Here is an 18,566-nt window from a genome sequence, read left to right as displayed (position 1 = left end):
TTCCCTGACAACAAATTACTAATGGGTGGCACCCACTTGATGGAACCAGCCGATCGGGAGCACCACTGACCAGACCCACATTCAGGCCGGAGAACCGCTTCTTGTCCTCCGGCGCCAAACAGAATAAGCTATATGAACATCTCCCACCTACATTCCATTTCGAGGTGGGAGACTTCTCGGTGAATGTGTTAAAAGGAAAGAGCCGCTCCACGGGTTTTCCTTGTCTTTCCCTCAAAAATCCAACAACGACTCCCCGTTCGCCTCATCATCAATGTCAGGGGAGCGTCCCCCGACAGAAACGACTCCAAACGAAAGCCCACCAGCAACCGACATCGGCCCGCCGACGACAAGCGGCCCTGTAGAGGCAGCCGGAGCGGACGGTTGTGAAGAACTAGCTGTTTCGAGCATTAAGTCACATAAGGCGCGGACGGCGGCGACATGTTCGCGCATCCGCTGCGGGTCATGGGTCGCCTTCGCTTTGTGCAATTCGTCTTCCATTTTGGCGACAACCGCCGCAAAGGAGATCGTCATGACTTCTTCCCCCTTTCTTCATTCAGTGCGGACACCGATGTTCTCGATTTGCCAGTCGATCGGCTCGCGTCCGTGCTCGGTTAAAAACGCGTTCGTCCGCGAAAATGGGCGGTGGCCGAAAAAGCCGCGCGCGGCGGAAAACGGGCTCGGGTGCGGCGCTTCGATAATGAGATGGCGTGGATTCGTAATCCGTTCTTTTTTCTCTTGCGCATTCCGGCCCCAAAGCAAAAAGACGACGGGATCGTCTTTTTCATTGACGAGTTCAATGACGCGGTCGGTGAAATGTTCCCACCCTTTGCCGCGGTGGGAGTTCGCCTGGCCGCGGCGGACGGTCAACACCGTGTTTAACAATAGCACCCCTTGCTCGGCCCATTTCACGAGATAGCCGTTATCCGGTATGTAGCAGCCAAGGTCATCATGCAGCTCTTTGAAAATGTTCACTAAAGACGGCGGCACCGGCACACCCGGCTTGACGGAAAAACTCAACCCGTGCGCCTGCCCCGGACCGTGGTACGGATCTTGCCCAAGCAGCACAACTTTGACGTTCGCGTACGGCGTGTAATGAAGAGCGTTGAAAATATCGTGCATATCGGGATAGATCGTCCGCGTCCGGTACTCTACTTTTAAAAATTCGCGCAGCTTCAAGTAGTACGGTTTTTGAAACTCCTCTTCAAGCAGCGGAGCCCAGTCGTTTTTGAGAATCGGCATTGCGAGCAACTCCTTTGCCATCGGCTTTTTTCCTTTTATCATTGTAACCAAAAAGACACCACCGTCAAAGCAAAGTGAATAGGGAGCCATGGCGAAACCTGTTTCCCCAACAAGAAATGTGCCAATCCCTTGCCGCAGCCATCAAAGAAGATCAAAATGTCCACGAAATCAACCACCGGAGCAGCCAAACGCCAAGCAGCACGTATAAAAAAAGGATCAGCGCCCCAGCGGCCCAATTCGTCGGTTTGCCGTGCTTGGCGAGCTCTTCCGCCCGCGCCCGGTGTTCGGCGACGATGTCTTTCGGCAGCCATTTCAGCGCCAAGTAAATACCAAGTGGCAAAAGCAGCAAATCATCGATATACCCCAGAACCGGAACAAAATCGGGGATCAAATCGATCGGGCTGAACGCATACGCCACAACGGCCAGCATAAACAGCCGCAGCCAGATGGAAACGCGCCGGTCGCGAACCGCAGAATACAAGACGAATATGTCCCGTTTCAACGTCTTTGCCCATTGTTTCCACTTTTTCAGCATCGCATCTCCCTGTCCTTTCCTGTTTCATATCGTATAAAATATGGGTATAGCAAAATAAACGTTGTAAAATGGACAACCTTCCCACATCATCATGAAACCGACTCATCGATCATGTGAGGTGAACAACCGTGGATAGGAAACGATTTCACGTTGTACATGAAGAACAGCCAGACCGTCATGTTGTATACATAAAAGGCGAGCTTGATTTGGCAGCGGCCGAACAGTTTCAACGCGCCGTCGAACCGCTTGCTCATGACGCGTCAAAACCGCTTGTCATCCGCCTTGAAGAGTTGACGTATATCGACAGCACCGGCATCGGGATGTTTGTCGCACTGCTGAAAACGCGCAAAAAACAAGAAGCGCTGTTTATGATTGAAAATGTGCCGCCAAAGGTACAGCGCCTATTTGATTTGACTGGGGTTTCCTACTTTTTTTCCGAAACGAACAATGCGACAGAAAGGGTCGGAGGCCAATCATGAAAGAGCATGAAACCGTCGTACAGCTATCCATTCCAGCCGATGCGCAGTTTATTGATATCGCACGTTTGACGTTATACGGGCTGGCTGCCAAGATGGGCTTTTCCTATGAAGAAATTGAAGATATGAAAGTCGCCATCTCTGAAGCGTGCAACAACGTCGTTCTTCACGCATACAACGGGAGAAGCGGTGACATTCATCTGCGCTTTGAGATGAGCGCTGATGCGCTTTCCATCGTGATTAAAGATGAAGGCAAAGGGTTTGATTACAAACAGGTGGCCAAGCAAGCGGCGCCCCTGTCCGCGAAACCGCTTGAAGACGTAAAAGCGGGCGGCCTCGGCCTGTTTTTGATGGGAGCGCTCATGGACGATGTCACCGTCACGACAAAGGACGGAACGGAAGTCCGCCTGACGAAATTCCGCCATCGCGGCGAAGGAGAGCATGCCCATGACTGTATATCCCCCTCCTCTGTCCAAGAGCAAGCTTGACGCCCTCATTTCCGCCTATCAACGAACAAAGACGGAAGAAGCGGCGACGGCCTTGCTCGTGCGCTTCGAGCCGCTCATTGCGGCCGCAGCGAGAAAAATGGCGCGCAGCCGTCCAGACTTTTACGAAGACTTGTTTCAAGTCGGCCGGCTGTCGTTTTTGCGCCTCCTTGACCATTACGACCCCAAACAAGGAACAAGCTTTGAGTCGTATGCGATGAAAAGCTTGATCGGCTATATGAAAAACTATTTGCGCGACAAAGCCTGGTACATCCAAGTGCCGCGCAAGGTGAAGGAAAAAGGAAGCAAAGTGCAGCAGGCGATCGACGAATTGACGGTCAAGCTTGAACGGTCGCCGACGATCGATGAGATCGCTGACCACTTAGGCTTATCGGTCGAAGAGACGATCGAAGTTTTGGCCGGACGCGACCATTACCAAGCCGTCTCGCTCGATGCCCCGGTGCAAGACGGGGACAAAGATGCGACGACGATCGGCGATTTCGTCGCGGATGAAGCGAACGAAATCGAGTCATTGATCGAGCGAATGGATTTAGAGCAGGCGATCGGCAAATTGAGCGAGCAAGAACAAATCGTCATCGACGCCATCTTTCGGCGCGGGGAAACACAACGTGCGCTCGCTGAGCGGCTCGGCGTCTCGCAAATGACGATCAGCCGCATTCAAAAGCGGGCGATCGCGAAATTAAAGCGGCAGCTCGCCGCCTATTCATCATAGCGGTCAAACATCGCGCTGCCGGACCGATCAAGCGGCCGGGCAGATCATGTTAGCGGCGGCGCAGCAACAACAACGTCTGATCATCTTTTGGCTTGTATTGATGATACGCTTGAATATGCTCATACAACTCGCGAACGATTTCCGATGCCGGCTGGTCAAGATTGACGCGGGCGACCATGGAGGCGAGAACGGAAAAATCATCGTCCTCCTCTTCGCCGCGTTTTTCCGTCACCCCGTCGGTGTACAGCAGCACAAAATCACCCGGCTCGAGCACCACCGACTTCGTCTCAAATGAAAATTGCGGAAACAAGCCGAGCGCGCAGCCTTTGGCGGTGAGCGGCACGCATTGCTTCGTTTTCGCCTGATACCAGAGCGCCGGTTCGTGTCCAGCGCACGCGTACGAGAACGTATGCGTTTTTTCGTTGTAATTGCCGACAAACATCGTGACAAACATCGACGGCTCGGTGTAGTCATAAGCGAACCGGTTCAACAGGTCAAGATACACGTGCGGCTGCGTTCCGTAATGGACGGTCCGGTCTAGAATAAATTTCATAAGCGTCATGAGCATCGCCGCTGGAATGCCTTTCCCCGACACATCGGCAATGCCGGTAGACACCGATGTTTGATGGACAGCAAAGTGGTAAAAATCGCCGCTCAACACTCGGGCAGGGACGCTCAGGACACCGATGTCCACATACGAGGGCAAGTCCATCTTCGAGGACGTCTGTAAAAGCGTTCGCTGCATATTCGCGGCAAGCGACAGCTCAAAGTCGAGTTGTTCGCGTTCACGCTCAAGCCGCTCTTTCTCTTTTTTCTCCGTCATGTCGCGCAAGACGGCGACAAGCCCCGCCAGCGCACCGTTTTCCAACACCGGCGCCAGCGTATAACCGACCGGCAGGCAGACGCCGTCGCGGCGGCGAAACGGCTCCTCCTCGACGCGAATCACCTCGCCGCTTTTCAGCCGTTTGACGACGCGGCGCAGCTGCTTCCAATCCCACTTGTCGCCGTCTGGCCCCGCTAATGAGACAAACGAAAACAGCGGCTTGCCTTTCGCCTCTTCCAAAGTGGCGCCGATCAACCGGCTCGCCTCCGGATTCATCCAAACGATCTGCCCGTCGCGATTCACCATCAGCAATCCTTCTCCGAGGGCGTTCGCCATCATCTCGAGCTGTTGTTCACGGTGCTTCAGCTCCACGTATGGCTTTTCCACCGTTTCCACATACATGGCACGCACGACATACAAAAATCCAGCCATTTCATAAAGCTGTCCCCATAGCCCATACCCGCTGCCAAACATGAGCAACCATTGGCCGAGGGCAAATAATAGAAGCGCCATAGACCAGTATAGGGAAGCGGGGGCCCTCCCTTGCCGAAAACGCCGCCATGTGAACACGGACGCCGCTGCCTCAAGCAAACCGACCGCTCCTTCCCCTGCGCGCCACCAAAACGGCCAGCGGATCGTTCCATGCGCCGGCCAAAACGGGGACGTGATATGGATGAACAAACTAACAGCCGCCGTATACAAAAACGCGGCCAAAAACGCCTGCCAGCGTTGCCCGCTTTGCCGTTCCATCACCTCATCGGGCCGTGAAAAGAGAAAGAGCAGCCCCCAAGCAAGCGTAAAGCGGGCAGCGAGCGAAAACAGCGCCGCCAAAACGTCGTCCTCTGTGAAGGAAAGGACAAAATGAACAGAAAAGAGCGCCCCCGCAGAAAAAAACAACGCCCCCATCATGAGCCGCTCGGTTGACAGCGTATGCGGAAATACGGCCCATCCTTGCAAGGCGACAAGCCAACAGACGACGACAGCGGCAAACCCTAAAGAAAGAAGAATAGGATGATCGAATTCTAGCAAAAGCGGCAGACGACCGCCAGCGAACAGAAGCAAGCCAAACAGCCCAGCCGCCAGCGTTGCCGCCATGACGTGCCAACGCGCTGGCCGATATCGTTGATCTTTGTTCACAAATGGTGAACCTCCACTCCTCACTGCTATATGGCTTATTATACCATACGTTGGACATCAAACGCATACGAACGTCGCCGCCTCCTCATTTTCGCTTCCACCGCCGGAACAACAAAAAGAACGCTCTCTAAACAGAGAGCGTCCTCCACCACGATCATTTCCCATGCAATTTTGAAATCGACATCATGAGGCCAACCGCGCCGGCGGCGACGATGAAGTATCATGTCCCATGCAGCTTCGAAATCGTCAACCTGTTCAAAGCGTCTTATTAGAACGTGTGCGCCAAATCTTTTGCCCGAGCGATGGCGTTCGCTTTGATTTCTTCTGCCTTTTCCGGCACGGCCGCATGCCCTTCCACAAACAGCCCTTCAAACGACGGCACGCCGAAAAACTGCATAATGACGCTTAAATACCGATGTCCCATCTCCATTTGTGCCGCGGGGCCTTCCGAATAAAATCCACCGCGCGCTTGAATATGGAGCGCCTTTTTGTCCGTCAGCAATCCGACCGGCCCTTGTTCCGTATATTTAAAGGTCTTGCCGGCCACCGCCACGGCGTCAATGTACGCTTTCAATACCGGCGGGAAAGAAAAGTTCCACATTGGCGTCACAAAGACATATTTATCGGCGGAAATAAACTGTTCGCACAGTTCGTTCATCCGCCCGACTTTCGCTTTTTCTTCGTCAGACAGCTCTTCAAACGATTTCCCGGAGCGAAGTTTGCCCCAACCGCTGAATACGTCGACGTCAATTTCCGGGATGTATTCTTTATACAAGTCGAGATGAATGACTTCGTGATCCGGATGCACTTGTTTGTACGTGTCAATAAACGCCTTCCCGACCGCCATGCTGTAAGACTGCGTGTCATCATGCGGATGGGCGGTAATGTACAATACTTTTGTCATGATGCATACTCCCTTTCTTCGATGATCTCAGCATGTTAGTGTGTGCCACTTGCCACAACGGCATGCATTTATCTTTGTTCCAAATATCTCGAACAAGAGATAATTATAGAAGGATGAGACGAATTTCGCAAATCATTTGCCCAAAAAAAAATTGCCCTAGAGGCAATTGACGTGCGGATCGGCTATTCGCTTTGCTCAACAACAAACGGATTGCCGCTGATTTGTTTTCGTATCTCATCCGTGAGCGTAAACGGTTCGTTTTTGACAGCGTTTTCATTACTGCCAGGCAGATGGCTGCTTCCATCGTAGTAGATCGGTTTTCCTTCCATCATGGTGGACCCTCCTTTGATCCATGCAGGATGCAGGAACTAGTCTGTGCTCCTATTTTACCATTTATGCGGCGGGAATTCGATCGTTTTTTGAAATTCGAGTCGGCCAAGACTTGGTGGAGAACGTTTTTTGGCTCCTATGGAGTTTGGAAATCACGGGTGATTGGACCATTTTCAGGAGTTTATATCCGTAAGCACTTTTGTACTCTCATCCCTCATCATGAGGTGACTCCATTTAGTCTCATTTTTTACATCCAACCACCATCGCGAAGAGCCGGAAACGCTTGATCGATGGGCGTCCCCGATGACGGTTGAAGACACAGGATGTTTTGTCGCCTCACATCCGCCACCCGCCGTCCTGTCTCCCGTTTGGCCTGTTCGACTCACTTGGCCTTCGTCGGGGCCGAGGCTGCCCTCCGGGGTTCTTCCTCCTCCAACCTTCCTTTCTCTCCGCCCTATTCCATCGCTTTGGATGATCATGGTCCATAAACGCCCGAAGCCGCTTCCCTTTCCCTTGGCGAGAAACAGAGTCCATCCGCTTCCACCAACAGCACCCGTCCATACCGTTGGGAAACAGAGGGAGGAGCGAGACAGGGGCCGCCAACACGGTGGCAAACACTTTTTGAAGAGTTCTCAACAATTGTTCCTCCAGCTCTTTTCATAAAAGGCCATTCTGTGGTAAGATGTTTCATGGACTCTCTCTCTCCTGTTTTCAGTTGGTGTGGACAATCACTATCATAGCAGGGAGAGAGTCCTTTTTGCATGAGATCCGCTTTTTTCCTACCGCGCTTCGCTTGGTGGCCCCGACGAGCGTCGCGAACAAAAGTTCGCAACCCTCGCCGGGGATTCTTCCTGAACGTCACCCACAAATATTTTACTCACACTTCGATTACCTCAGCAATTTGGTCCACAATATTTTCTTCTAATTTCTTTTCGGAAATTATTACCGTGTGGATATAATTCTCCGCGCCTTCAAATGAATCCTCATCCTCTATTTCCTTTAAAATAGGAAAATCATCCAAAACACTAGGTCTCCTATAATCTAAAATCAATAGCATACAGACAGTTTCATTATCTTGATTATCTAAACGAAACAACTCTAGAAGGCCGGTGAAAAAGTACACGCCAAGGCAGGAATGTAGGGGGCTTATGTCGAAAAAGGAAGAAGAATCGTTGGAATGGAGCGTGAGCGGATCATGAAAGCCCCCAAACATCCTTCGACTCAGCCTCGTCTGTTTCAAGTCATCGACATGGAGGAACTGGTTCCCCCCACATCATATCCTGCGCCAAATCAACGAAGCGGTTGACTTTTCCGTCATTCACGATTGGGTGGCTCCCCTGTATACGGAAAAAACGGGTCGTCCAGCAGCGGATCCGGAACGGCTGCTTCGCCTGATGCTGCTATCGTATTTGTTCGACCACTCCGAGCGGGAGTTGTATGAGATCCTCCCCATGCATGCCGGATACTTGTGGTTTTGCGGTCTCGACGTTGAATCCGTGCTCCATCCGGATCCTCATCACCCCACACTGCCGGATCGAACGACGCTCGTCAAAACACGGAAGCGCTGGCGCCAACACGGAATCTTTGATCGGCTGATGACCTACGTGGTGGATCCGTGCATCGCGGCAGGGCTGGTCTCGCCGGATGTGCATGCGGCGGCCGATGGCACTCAAGTGCGGGCGAATGCTTCGATCCACAGCTTGCGGGAAGTCAAGCTCGCTCCGGTGGAACCGTTGGAGGACTACCTCGCCCGCACCGCCCGGGAAGATGAACAGGCCGAGTCCCCGGAGACGGATCGGAATCCCGATGACGACCCGCCTTCTCCGTCTCCCCCATCAGGGGAACGCGTCCATGCCGAAGAACGAGGAAACTTCCGTGGAACCACGTTTTCCAACCAAACCCATCGAAGCGTGACGGATCCGGATGCCCGGTTGTACAAGAAAGGCAAAGGGCAGGAAGCGTATCCTCGGTATCTGGTGCACGACGTCATCGACGTCCAGTCGCGCGTGATTTTGTCCAGACGGGCCAGCCTCGCCACCGGAACGGCGGAGCGGGAGACGAGTTGGGAGCAGCTGGCTTCCATTCGGTTTCGCCACCCGTCGATCACGATTCGGACCTTGTCCGCAGACAAAGCGTATGGCACCACGGAGTATTTGAAAGTGCTCTTCGTCCAAGGCATCACGCCGCTCGTGTCGCTGCGCCGCAAGGAGATGGAAGAAATTCCAACCTGGAAGCGCCGGGCGAAGGATCCCGCTCAGGAAGCACAACGCCAGGCGAAAGCCCGGGAAGTTCAGATTCGCAACCAAGCGAGGCTCATTCAGCAACAGGGCGGTGATCGATCCATTCAAGCCCTTCGCACGCGTTGTGAGCATGTGTTTGCCGAAGGGAAGGAATGTCATGGGCTGGACCGGGCCCGAAGCCGAGGCCTTTACGCCATGGAAGAACAGGCGCTGTTGACCGCCGTCGTGCAAAATCTGAAGCGATTGTGCCGGTTTCGAAAAAAACGAGGGGAGACCGGCTCTTTGGCGTGCGCAAAAATGGAATTTGGAGCAGGAAGTCCTGCTCGTCCTCCCGTCCTTTGGCGCCAAATGGCGGGGAGAATGGTCTCCAAAATTCGACATGAGCGAAGTCTATGCCCCATTCATTTACCGGCCTTCTAGGAATTGGGCTCACTGAATATACTGAATATGTATTACTATAAAATGCTCTGTTATCTTGGGAAGGGAAAACTATGGATCTATAGAAGATAAACCATTATATAACACAAAATATAAAAGCTAGGAGGCAAGCGTATGGAAAGATATATTTTAGTGAGTACTATTTTAGGTTTTATAGTATTATTATTTTTCTTTAACGAATATAGAACTAACCAATCTCTTAATCAAGAAGCTACTTTGGAAGGTTTTATAATTATGAAAGAAGGGGAAGTATATTTAGTTGAAGATCCAGATTTTGTTCAGGAAGACGCAAATAAATTAACAATACAGGAATTAAGAAGAAAATATAATATGAGTAAGTTATGGATTAAGGGGTTTGGTACTTTGAGGGGAATAGAAAATGGACAAAAAGTAAAAGTGTGGTATTCAGAGATTTTAGAATCGTATCCGGGCAAAGTCGAAGTTATAAAGATTGAACCTATGTAATTATAATTTTAGAAATAATTGAAATATATAAACTATTTGGTTATAATAATTTTGAAAAATTCATAAAGGGGGCTACTTTATGAAAAAAATTGGATTTATCATTTTATATAAGTTGAATTAAAGATTTACAACTGAACACACAAACGATCGATCGTTTGTTCTGGTTTCTGGTTGATTCTCTGAATAAAGGCTTGGACATTCTTTCTAATTTCTTGCACAGTCGAATAGAACACGTTGTAAATCACGTCTGATTTCAGCCATTTCCATAATCCTTCAATCAAATTCAATTGCGGACTGTATGGTGGCAAAAAGACGAGCTCTAACCGATCTCCGTGTTCTTTTAAAAAAGGCTGAATGAGTTTGGCATGGTGAATTCGAGCGTTATCTAAAATCATCACCATTTTGCCTGTAGGATAGCGTTCTAACACAAGTTGAAGAAACCGAAGAAATGTTTCTGCGTCATAGCGTTCTTCTTCGATGCAAAATACATCCCCTGTTTCGTAGTTCAACGTGCCAATCAGCTTCAGCCCTTGATGTTTTCCAAACGTCGGAATGATTCGTTGTTTTCCTTTGACAAACCATGTTTTTTGAATCGCTTGGTAATCACGAATCATCGATTCATCTTGAAAGAGGACATGGGCGATGTTCCCATCTATATAAGTTGAAATTTTGTTTTACATCCCGCTGATTCCTCTCATATCAACTTGTACTTAGATGAAACCCGCAACGAAAAATCGGAAATTCTTTATTGCAACTTATATAACAGTTTTTTTTACTTCAGGGAAGGTGATTTCGACGAATTCTTTTTGTTTCTCTTCATCGGCATTGGCTAGTGTATAGGTGGGTTTCGTATAGCTTAGCCCTAACCGATGCAGAATGTCGCTTGTTCCACGAGGCGTGTATGCTGGTCCCCACTTTTGTTGAATGAGTTCAGCGATGATCGCAAGCGTCCAGTTATATTTTGCTTCGAATCCCACATCTACGGGGAGCTGATGTTCAATGATCCAAGCCAGCTCTTTTTCCTGATCAGGACTCAATCGACGTGGGGCGCCAGGTGAGTATTTCATCTCCAATCCATCAAGACCGCGCTGGGCGTAGGCATGGATATAGTTATAAATAGTTTTCTTGGATCGACCAATAATCGTTGCGATTTCTCCTTTTTTGTATCCCTGCAAATGAAGATAAATGGCTTGGTAGCGTTCATATGCTCGTTTATTTTTCGCTTCTTTCATGGCAGTGGACAACTTTTCGATCTCGTCTTTGTGATTTGGCATCGTATTTTCTCTCCGTTCTCCTATTTTCTCTTTTATTTATTCGCTGTGGAACGGGAGAAAACCTTTATTTTTATATATTTAATTAATGACCAGCAAGGAAGATCTTAGTGATTGTAAACCTTACTAAGATGTTTTTTAACAAGTAGGTAAATTTTGAAGGTTTCGTAGTTTAATTGACTCTTCCCGGAAAGGGAACAAAAAAATGCCCTGAAATTCTACCCTCCAGGGCATTTTTTCTATATAGTCTCTAAATGTACTTGGACAGCTCCGATGCCAAAACTGTCATCCATCTTGATGTTAAAATTTCGGCAACGCATCGACCGCATCAGCGAGATCGCTATAACTGTCTTTCAAATACCACGATGTTGTGGCGACATTACTGTGACCTGCAAGTCTTCGGACTTCCCACTTTGTATAAAAGAAAGAGGCTGTCTCAAAAGATCGCTAAATCGACTTGTTGAGACAGCCTCCGTTCTTGTCATCAAAAAGCGATCTTTTCCTCCAAAAAGGCTTTGAGCTCCCCAATCGGCAACCGCACTTGTTCCATCGTATCGCGGTCGCGGACGGTGACTTGGCCGTCTTGTTCGGACTCAAAGTCGTACGTGATGCAAAACGGCGTGCCGATTTCGTCCTGGCGGCGGTACCGTTTACCGATCGAGCCGGTTTCGTCGTAGTCAACCATGAAATGTTTCGCGAGCTCTTCGTAAATGCGGCGCGCCCCGTCAGCGAGCTTTTTCGACAGCGGCAAGACAGCCGCTTTGTACGGCGCGAGCGCCGGATGTAAATGCATCACCGTCCGGGTCGTTCCGTCTTCCAGTTCTTCCTCGTCATAGGCATCGATCATAAACGCCAGCGTGACGCGGTCGGCGCCAAGCGACGGTTCAATGCAGTACGGGATGTAGCGTTCGTTCGTTTCTTGGTCGAGATAATGGAAGTCCTCGCCTGAGTATTCCATATGCCGCTTTAAGTCGTAATCGGTGCGTGACGCAATGCCCCACAGCTCGCCCCAACCGAACGGGAAGCGGTACTCGATGTCAGTTGTGGCGTTGCTGTAGTGGGACAGTTCTTCTTTCGTATGATCACGCAGACGAATGTTGTCCTCCTTTATGCCGAGCGACAACAGCCACTCCTTGCAAAATTGCTTCCAGTAGTCGAACCATTTCAGCTCTTCGCCCGGTTTGCAGAAAAACTCAAGCTCCATTTGTTCGAACTCACGCGTGCGGAACGTAAAATTCCCTGGCGTGATCTCGTTGCGGAAGCTTTTGCCGATTTGCGCGATGCCAAACGGCAATTTTTTGCGCATCGTGCGCTGGACGTTTTTAAAGTTGACGAAAATGCCTTGCGCCGTCTCCGGGCGCAAATAAATTTCGTTGGCGCTTGACTCGGTGACGCCTTGGTACGTTTTGAACATTAAGTTGAACTGGCGTACGTTCGTAAAGTCGCGGCTGCCGCATTCGGGACAGGCGATGCCATGCTCGCGGATCAGCTCATCCATTTTCGCTAGCGGCAAGCCGTCAACAATCATCTCGATCCCTTTTTCCTCAAGCGCCTGCTCAATCAATTTGTCGGCGCGATGGCGCGCTTTACACTGTTTGCAGTCGACCATCGGATCGTTGAAGTTGCCTAAGTGGCCTGACGCTTCCCACGTTCTCGGGTTCATTAAAATGGCGGCGTCCAAGCCGACGTTGTACGGCGACTCTTGGACGAATTTTTTCCACCACGCCCGTTTGATATTGTTTTTCAGCTCAACGCCGAGCGGGCCGTAATCCCATGTATTCGCCAGCCCGCCGTAAATTTCCGACCCCGGAAACACGAAGCCACGATGTTTCGCGTGGGCAACGATTTCTTCCATGGTTGCAGCCATGTTATCATCCTCCTTTACATGTGTATGGTGCCAACAAATCAAAACGCTCTCGCCCCTAGGCATGACGCCTAGGGACGAGAGCGTAGCTCCCGCGGTTCCACCCTAGTTGATGCGCAAACGCGCATCCCCTTTTTCCATTTCCGCTCCGGACTGCCGTTTCATTAACCATCTTCACCGGGCTTCCACCATCCCCGGCTCGCTTTGGAAGAGAGGGTTAACTACTATTGATCCGTCATCGCGACCATATATGATTTTGTCCACTATCATAGCAAACCCTAAAACCTTTTGTCAACGCCATCCTGCTTTTTTTGCATCCAAAACCGCGACACGATCGGCTGGCCGTCCCAAATGACTTCACTGTCCGCCCGGCGCTTCGCGACTTCCGGCTCGTCAAGCAAGAGCCAAAAGTTTTTCACCGGCAAATCGCCGAGCCCATGCTTCTCGCAAAGCCGCCGCAAATATCGGCGCCGCCTGTCGTCGAGCTGTCGCGACATGTTGTCGCCATCCGCGCTGAACGCATACAAAACGGTCGCCGCCGCGACACGGGCGACGCGACAAACAGAGGCGGCACGCAAAAAGAAGTCCCAATCCCAATAGTTGTGGATAGACGGGTCAAAGCTGCCGATTTCGTCATGGAGCGACTTGCGATACACGCTCCCGGACGGGACATACGTTGAAAACGTCCGCATCGCTTCCAAATCGTACTCATAGGCAAATAAGAAGCGAGCGAATGGGACGCGCTGATCGTTTTCGACCCGATACTGGACAATTTCCGCATCGGCATAGGCGAAGTCCGCATGCTCAAGCGCCGCGACCATCCGCTCGAGATGGCACGGCAACACTAGATCATCGTCGTCGCACAGCATGATGAGCTCGCCGTTCGCCGCCTGGACGCCTGCGTTGCGGGCCGCGACATGTCCTTCGTTGTCGCGGCGGTCAATGACGTGGATGTCCAGCTCCGGATACAAGGCGACGACATCATCGATCGGCTCGCCGCCGTCGTTCACAACGATGACCTCAAACGGCTTGTACGTCTGCCGACTTAACGCTTCAAGCAGCTCGGCAAGCGGATATGGACGATTGTACGTTGGGATGACAACGGATACAGACGGACACAACGGGGGATTCCACCGCCTCTCTCATTTTTCCCAAACCAAAAGGGGCTTACCCTTAAGGTATAGCCCCTTTTTCCGTTTGTCAACTTAGGCGAGTTCCTGTTGCTTCGTCTCTTTGCCAAGAACAGTGACCGAGAGGACGGCGACAAGGACAGACAGGCAGAACAGGGTGAAAATCGCCGTCACGGACACCCCTTTAGCGACAAGCGAGCCAACAAACAGCGGGCCGAAAATGCCGCCGATACGGCCAAACGCCGCCGCCATGCCGGCTCCGGTCGCGCGGATCGACGTCGGATATTGCTCCGGCGTGTAGGCGTACAGCGCCCCCCAAGCACCGAGGTTGAAAAATGACAAGAAAATGCCCGCCGCCATCAACCCCGCAAGCGACTCGGCCGTGCCGAAAAAGTAGGCGCTTGCCGCTGTGCCAAGCAAGTACGTGATCAAGACAAATTTCCGCCCGGCCCGCTCGATCAGCCATGCGGCGCTGAAATAGCCGGGCAACTGGGCGAGCGTCATCACGAGCACGTATTCAAAGCTTTTAATTAAGCTGAACCCTTTCATGACCATGACGCTCGGCAGCCATAAAAACATGCCGTAATACGAAAAGACGACACAAAACCAAAGAATCCAAAGCATCGTCGTTTCCTTCCGGTACGGCGCCGACCATACGTTGGCGATATTGCCCCATACCGTTCCCTCTTTTTTCGCTGCCATAAACCGCGGCGAGTCAGGCAACCGGAGGCGTAAGTAAATGGCGTACAGCGCCGGCAAAGCCGACAGCCATAACGCCGTCCGCCAGCCATAAGCCGGAATGACAAAATAGGAAATGAGCGCCGCCAACAGCCAGCCGCCGGCCCAAAAGCTTTCAAGCAGCACGACAGCACGGCCGCGATCCTTAGCTGGCACCGCTTCCGAGACGAGCGTTGACGCGACCGGCAGCTCGCCGCCAAGCCCCATTCCGATCAAAAAGCGAAGCGCCAAAAACGCCGCCAACGTCGTCGTCAGCGCCGACAGCCCGCTGCCAAGGGAAAACAGCAACAATGTGAAAATAAAAACGTTTTTCCGGCCGATTCGGTCGGCAAGCAGCCCAAACGCAAGCGCCCCAACGGCCATGCCGATCGAGTTGACGCTGCCGATCCAGCCGACTTGGCTGGCCGTCAAATTCCAATCTTTTTGCAAGGCGGCCATCAAAAACGACAACATGCCGACATCCATCGCGTCAAACAGCCAGCCGAGACCAGCAATGCCTAACAGCTTGCGCTGGGAAATCGCAGTTTGGTTCATGTGCATCCTCCTGTCATTATTAATGTCAAGACATATGTTCATTATATAAAAAGATCGATTGCCTGTGAACCTGTATGCTCTTCTGATTTCTTCACCAAGGGGTTTCGCCAATAGTCCTTTTCTACTATACAATGAACAGGAGAACTTCAAGCGGCTCAAATAGTTTGCCCAATCGCACCATGATCATCATGACTGTCATATGGCGCTCGAACAGAGGCCTATCTTCTTCCATTCATCCCTTGAACCTTCTTCCACCTACGCTCACGCTTAGAGGTGGAAGTGTGCTCGGGTTAGGATGGTAAAAAATTCATGAAAATTATACATAATATTAATAAATTTTAAATAAGAAAAAACAGTATGTTCAAATTTCTCAAATATAATGGGTTATGCTGACAAGAACAATTCTTATGTAGAAAGGGGGATCACGAACTATTGTTTACACTCGTTCTTTTTACTCGTTTTTTTTAATTAGAAAGCGGAAAAGAATGGAGGTTCATAATGAAGAAAATCATTGCTGGAGCAGTCATGGCGTCTGCTCTGCTTGCAGGATCGCCCCTGCCGTGGACAAGCCTCGATGGACAGGTTTATGCCGCAACATCAGTCAAACCCGTCATATCCCGTTACCCCGTGAATGTCAATGGGACATTGACGACAATTCGTTCGCTTCACCATTCGGGAGTTGCCTTGTTTGCGGCGAGCGATCTGGCCAAGCTGTTTTCTGCGAAGTGTACGTATGACAAGGCGCATCAAAGATACGAAATCCGTCGGACATCCCCGGCGATACGCATCGTTTTACAAGCCGGGCAAAACAAAGCGTTTGTCAATGGAAAACATTTCTCGTTATCCATCGCACCCCAACGTTCAGGAAAAGAGTTGTACATTGATGCAAAGCCGATCGCTAAACTTTTAGGCGGCCAATGGCAAACGGAGAACGGGATCGCCGTCGTCTCGACGTCTGGCAGCTTCCGTTCATTCAGTGAAACGTGGGAGTTTGACGGCTCTCCGTCCGTTATCCATGGCGTCACCTTTCACCACGCATCTTTTTATTCAGTGTACGATATTGCCGCCGCTTTCGACGCCGCTGTTCACGTTGACAAAAAAACGAGTATGGTGAAAGTAACAAAGGGCAAACGGACGGTTCTCTTCCATCCATTTAGTTATACCTTGAATGCCAACGGCAAAAAGATGAACATGCCTATTGCACCGTTCATCCAAAAAGGGGTGCCGTACGCCGATCTCCGCTCAATCGTCCGCGCATTAGGAGGAGACATCGACGGACGGTTCATCGCCACCGCCGGACTAATCAAAGGAATGAGCACTCATCCGCAATGGGTGAATCAAAACACATTGCTTATCAGTCGACCAGACGATTCCACTTCGCTGCTTTTGGATATTCGTTCGAGAACCGCTATTCGATCCATTAACCAAATGGATCTCACGCTGTCGCCTAGCGGCAAGCAAGCGGCCTATGTCGATGAAAACGGCCATTTGTTTATCATCGATTTGCTCTCCAACGTCGTCAAACAAATCGGCGACGATGACGAAGTGAAAACTGATTTCGTTTGGTCCAACGACGGCCGCTCACTCTATTGCATTTACGGAAGCAACAATGAAGCAATCGCTGTTGTGTCCTTGGAAACAGGCAGCATCAACAAATTGATTGATGACAAAGTGAAATATAAAACGGACCTTCGTCTATCCCCGGATGGAACGAAGCTGTTGTACACCGTTGCCAATGAAGGAAAAACAAACTACACCGACGATCAAAAAACGGATGTTGATTCCATTGATACAAGCGGGACAGATCCGCAGCTGTTTCTCGTGGATCTCTCCTCCGCGAACAAACAGCCGACGCCATTAACCTCGTCGCCGGACAATAAAGTCAACAGTGCATTTCTTTCTAACAGTGAAATCGTATATGTAAGTGCAATCGACAGTGAAACCGCTCGACCGTCATTAAAACGGACTAGAAACGGAAATGAGCAAACGCTGCTTGCCGACCAGAACATCATTGACGCGGTCGTTGTCAAAAGCCGGATCTATGTCGCTATTGAAACGAACGGCATCTACACCATCCGTATCTTCGACCCGTCCACAAGCTCATGGACAACGATGGGAAGTACAAAAAACGAAATCACCTCGATCGCGCCGTCACCATATGACAATCAAATCGCCGTGACGATCGCGACCGAGAACGGGGAAAAAATATCGATTCTCCGCAACGGACGCTGGATCGATATGACAAAATGATCATGAAAAAGCAAGGGCCGCCTAGGTCCCTAAAATGAATCCATGGAGGGATTTGCTATGAAACGAACTACGCTATGGAAACGGATGGCTGCCGCTGTTCTTTCGTCAGCTTTGCTGATTGGCGCTGCCTTCACGACTCAATACCGTGCTGACGCGGCCGAAGTATCCGGAAAAATTGTGATCGCCGGCTCCACCGCTTTATTGCCGTTAACCCAACAGGCAGCAAAGGAATTTAAAAAGCATCATCCGAAAGTGAAAATTGTCGTCTCCGGCTCCTCGTCCATCGCCGGTCCACAATCCGTCGCCAAAGGCGTCGCGACCATCGGCGCCTGCGATTGGGATGCGACCCGCGCAGTCGGTGGATTTCGTGCTTACAAAGGATTAAAAGCATACAAAATCGCAAAAATTCCGTTCGCTGTCATCGTTAACAAAAACAATTCCGTGAACAATCTATCAGTCCAGCAAATTCAAGACATTTATGAAGGCAAAATCACCAACTGGAAACAAGTCGGCGGGAAAGACGAAGAAATCGTGGTCATCAACCGCGCAAAAGGCTCTGGAACGCGCGTCAACTTTGAAGACAAAATCATGGATGGACATGCCATCAAAACATCCGGAGACAACTACAAAGAAGTACAAAAATCAGGGGATATGGTCAATGCTGTTTCTTCCAATCCAAACGCCATCGGATTTGTCGACTTGGCCTATGTCAAAGGCGGAATTAAAGCGGTGAGCATCAACGGTGTAAAAGCAACAACGGCCAACGCCGCCAGTGGGAAATACGTATTCTACGGCTATGGCTACTTATTGACAAAAGGCGAAGCGAAAGGGGCCGACAAAGCATTTATCAATTATATCCTAAGCAAAAAGTTTCAACACGGCTCTTTGAAAAAACTGAAGTTTATCCCTGTGAAGTAACAGAACACCAATCAGCCTCTCCACCGGGAAGGAGAGGCTGATTTTCCGCCAACAGA

General features: G+C 50.6%; 16 protein-coding genes and 3 pseudogenes. 7 read left to right on the top strand and 12 right to left on the bottom strand.

The genetic code is table 11. From position 1 onward, the window contains the following. Positions 1-231: 231 nt before the first annotated feature. From N685_RS0105575 to N685_RS0105565, 3 genes are all read right to left on the bottom strand, one after another. Entirely contained in the window at positions 232-531 is a 300-nt protein-coding gene (locus N685_RS0105575) for a YwdI family protein (protein WP_031406561.1), read from the bottom strand. A gap of 18 nt (positions 532-549) precedes the next feature. After that, the gene (locus N685_RS0105570) at positions 550-1,239 is read right to left on the bottom strand and encodes a uracil-DNA glycosylase (RefSeq protein WP_031406559.1); all 690 of its coding nucleotides are present in this window, start codon (positions 1,237-1,239) and stop codon (positions 550-552) included. A gap of 151 nt (positions 1,240-1,390) precedes the next feature. Next, positions 1,391-1,774 carry a YkvA family protein gene (locus tag N685_RS0105565; RefSeq protein WP_031406557.1) on the bottom strand — a complete coding sequence of 128 codons (384 nt, stop codon included), beginning with the start codon at positions 1,772-1,774 and terminating at the stop codon, positions 1,391-1,393. 128 nt (positions 1,775-1,902) lie between these two features. On the opposite strand from N685_RS0105565, the gene N685_RS0105560 reads away from it, so the two are divergent. Genes N685_RS0105560 through N685_RS0105550 form a run of 3 tightly spaced genes read left to right on the top strand, consistent with a single transcriptional unit; the run spans position 1,903 to position 3,468 of the window. Further along, entirely contained in the window at positions 1,903-2,253 is a 351-nt protein-coding gene (locus tag N685_RS0105560) for an STAS domain-containing protein (RefSeq protein ID WP_031406555.1), read from the top strand. Beyond that, entirely contained in the window at positions 2,250-2,738 is a 489-nt protein-coding gene (gene rsbW, locus N685_RS0105555) for an anti-sigma B factor RsbW (protein ID WP_031406553.1), read from the top strand. The genes N685_RS0105560 and rsbW overlap by 4 nt, the downstream gene beginning before the upstream one ends. Next, a complete protein-coding gene (locus N685_RS0105550; RefSeq protein WP_031406551.1) occupies positions 2,698-3,468 on the top strand; it encodes a sigma-70 family RNA polymerase sigma factor in 771 nt (256 codons plus the stop codon). Before rsbW ends, N685_RS0105550 begins: the two co-directional genes overlap by 41 nt. 49 nt (positions 3,469-3,517) lie before the next feature. Here N685_RS0105550 and N685_RS0105545 read toward each other — a convergent pair whose 3' ends face one another. From N685_RS0105545 to N685_RS19980, 4 genes are all read right to left on the bottom strand, one after another. Continuing rightward, positions 3,518-5,386: a SpoIIE family protein phosphatase gene (locus N685_RS0105545; RefSeq protein WP_156961403.1), complete on the bottom strand. Its 1,869-nt coding sequence runs from the start codon at positions 5,384-5,386 to the stop codon at positions 3,518-3,520. Positions 5,387-5,696: 310 nt separating this feature from the next. Then, positions 5,697-6,332: an FMN-dependent NADH-azoreductase gene (locus tag N685_RS0105540; RefSeq protein WP_031406543.1), complete on the bottom strand. Its 636-nt coding sequence runs from the start codon at positions 6,330-6,332 to the stop codon at positions 5,697-5,699. Between the two features lie 182 nt (positions 6,333-6,514). Then, positions 6,515-6,664, bottom strand: coding sequence for a hypothetical protein (locus N685_RS19760; RefSeq protein ID WP_167332994.1), 150 nt, complete (start codon positions 6,662-6,664; stop codon positions 6,515-6,517). Positions 6,665-7,539: 875 nt separating this feature from the next. Continuing rightward, positions 7,540-7,683, bottom strand: coding sequence for a hypothetical protein (locus N685_RS19980; RefSeq protein ID WP_237746874.1), 144 nt, complete (start codon positions 7,681-7,683; stop codon positions 7,540-7,542). Between the two features lie 156 nt (positions 7,684-7,839). Here N685_RS19980 and N685_RS18275 point away from each other — a divergent pair. Both N685_RS18275 and N685_RS0105520 read left to right on the top strand, forming a co-directional pair. Further along, positions 7,840-9,322, top strand: a pseudogene (locus N685_RS18275) (transposase). A 132-nt stretch (positions 9,323-9,454) separates the two neighbouring features. Beyond that, entirely contained in the window at positions 9,455-9,805 is a 351-nt protein-coding gene (locus tag N685_RS0105520; RefSeq protein ID WP_031406539.1) for a DUF3221 domain-containing protein, read from the top strand. A 125-nt stretch (positions 9,806-9,930) separates the two neighbouring features. Here N685_RS0105520 and N685_RS19975 read toward each other — a convergent pair. The 5 genes and pseudogenes from N685_RS19975 to N685_RS0105495 all read right to left on the bottom strand — a co-directional run bounded on the left by N685_RS19975 (position 9,931) and on the right by N685_RS0105495 (position 15,342). After that, positions 9,931-11,079: pseudogene (locus tag N685_RS19975) on the bottom strand (IS630 family transposase). A gap of 297 nt (positions 11,080-11,376) precedes the next feature. Beyond that, positions 11,377-11,484 (bottom strand): annotated as a pseudogene (locus N685_RS19970) (tyrosine-type recombinase/integrase); the annotation flags it as partial. Between the two features lie 76 nt (positions 11,485-11,560). Then, positions 11,561-12,943 carry a glycine--tRNA ligase gene (locus N685_RS0105505; RefSeq protein ID WP_031406534.1) on the bottom strand — a complete coding sequence of 461 codons (1,383 nt, stop codon included), beginning with the start codon at positions 12,941-12,943 and terminating at the stop codon, positions 11,561-11,563. Between the two features lie 275 nt (positions 12,944-13,218). Beyond that, positions 13,219-14,061, bottom strand: a complete 843-nt coding sequence (locus N685_RS0105500) for a glycosyltransferase family 2 protein (protein ID WP_031406532.1) — start codon at positions 14,059-14,061, stop codon at positions 13,219-13,221. 84 nt (positions 14,062-14,145) lie between these two features. Further along, entirely contained in the window at positions 14,146-15,342 is a 1,197-nt protein-coding gene (locus N685_RS0105495) for an MFS transporter (protein WP_031406529.1), read from the bottom strand. Between the two features lie 498 nt (positions 15,343-15,840). On the opposite strand from N685_RS0105495, the gene N685_RS0105485 reads away from it, so the two are divergent. Both N685_RS0105485 and N685_RS0105480 read left to right on the top strand, forming a co-directional pair. Further along, entirely contained in the window at positions 15,841-17,592 is a 1,752-nt protein-coding gene (locus tag N685_RS0105485; RefSeq protein ID WP_031406528.1) for a stalk domain-containing protein, read from the top strand. A 57-nt stretch (positions 17,593-17,649) separates the two neighbouring features. After that, on the top strand, positions 17,650-18,510 hold the full coding sequence (locus N685_RS0105480; protein ID WP_031406526.1) for a phosphate ABC transporter substrate-binding protein: 861 nt from the start codon (positions 17,650-17,652) through the stop codon (positions 18,508-18,510). Positions 18,511-18,566 lie beyond the last annotated feature (56 nt).

The organism is Geobacillus vulcani PSS1 (assembly GCF_000733845.1).
Classification (GTDB): Bacteria; Bacillota; Bacilli; order Bacillales; family Anoxybacillaceae; genus Geobacillus; species Geobacillus vulcani.
The sequence above is the reverse complement of the archived record's forward strand: the minus strand, read 5'-3'. Positions and strand labels throughout refer to the sequence as shown.

Bases quoted from the DNA above. Each gene is read 5' to 3' on its own strand.
- N685_RS0105550 (WP_031406551.1), top strand. From the start codon at position 2,698: ATGACTGTATATCCCCCTCCTCTGTCCAAGAGCAAGCTTGACGCCCTC.
- N685_RS0105480 (WP_031406526.1), top strand. From the start codon at position 17,650: ATGAAACGAACTACGCTATGGAAACGGATGGCTGCCGCTGTTCTTTCG.
- N685_RS0105545 (WP_156961403.1), bottom strand. From the start codon at position 5,386: ATGGCGGCAACGCTGGCGGCTGGGCTGTTTGGCTTGCTTCTGTTCGCT.
- N685_RS0105570 (WP_031406559.1), bottom strand. From the start codon at position 1,239: ATGCCGATTCTCAAAAACGACTGGGCTCCGCTGCTTGAAGAGGAGTTT.
- N685_RS0105540 (WP_031406543.1), bottom strand. From the start codon at position 6,332: ATGACAAAAGTATTGTACATTACCGCCCATCCGCATGATGACACGCAG.
- rsbW (WP_031406553.1), top strand. From the start codon at position 2,250: ATGAAAGAGCATGAAACCGTCGTACAGCTATCCATTCCAGCCGATGCG.
- N685_RS19760 (WP_167332994.1), bottom strand. From the start codon at position 6,664: ATGATGGAAGGAAAACCGATCTACTACGATGGAAGCAGCCATCTGCCT.
- N685_RS0105520 (WP_031406539.1), top strand. From the start codon at position 9,455: ATGGAAAGATATATTTTAGTGAGTACTATTTTAGGTTTTATAGTATTA.
- N685_RS0105505 (WP_031406534.1), bottom strand. From the start codon at position 12,943: ATGGCTGCAACCATGGAAGAAATCGTTGCCCACGCGAAACATCGTGGC.
- N685_RS0105565 (WP_031406557.1), bottom strand. From the start codon at position 1,774: ATGCTGAAAAAGTGGAAACAATGGGCAAAGACGTTGAAACGGGACATA.
- N685_RS0105485 (WP_031406528.1), top strand. From the start codon at position 15,841: ATGAAGAAAATCATTGCTGGAGCAGTCATGGCGTCTGCTCTGCTTGCA.
- N685_RS0105575 (WP_031406561.1), bottom strand. From the start codon at position 531: ATGACGATCTCCTTTGCGGCGGTTGTCGCCAAAATGGAAGACGAATTG.
- N685_RS0105495 (WP_031406529.1), bottom strand. From the start codon at position 15,342: ATGAACCAAACTGCGATTTCCCAGCGCAAGCTGTTAGGCATTGCTGGT.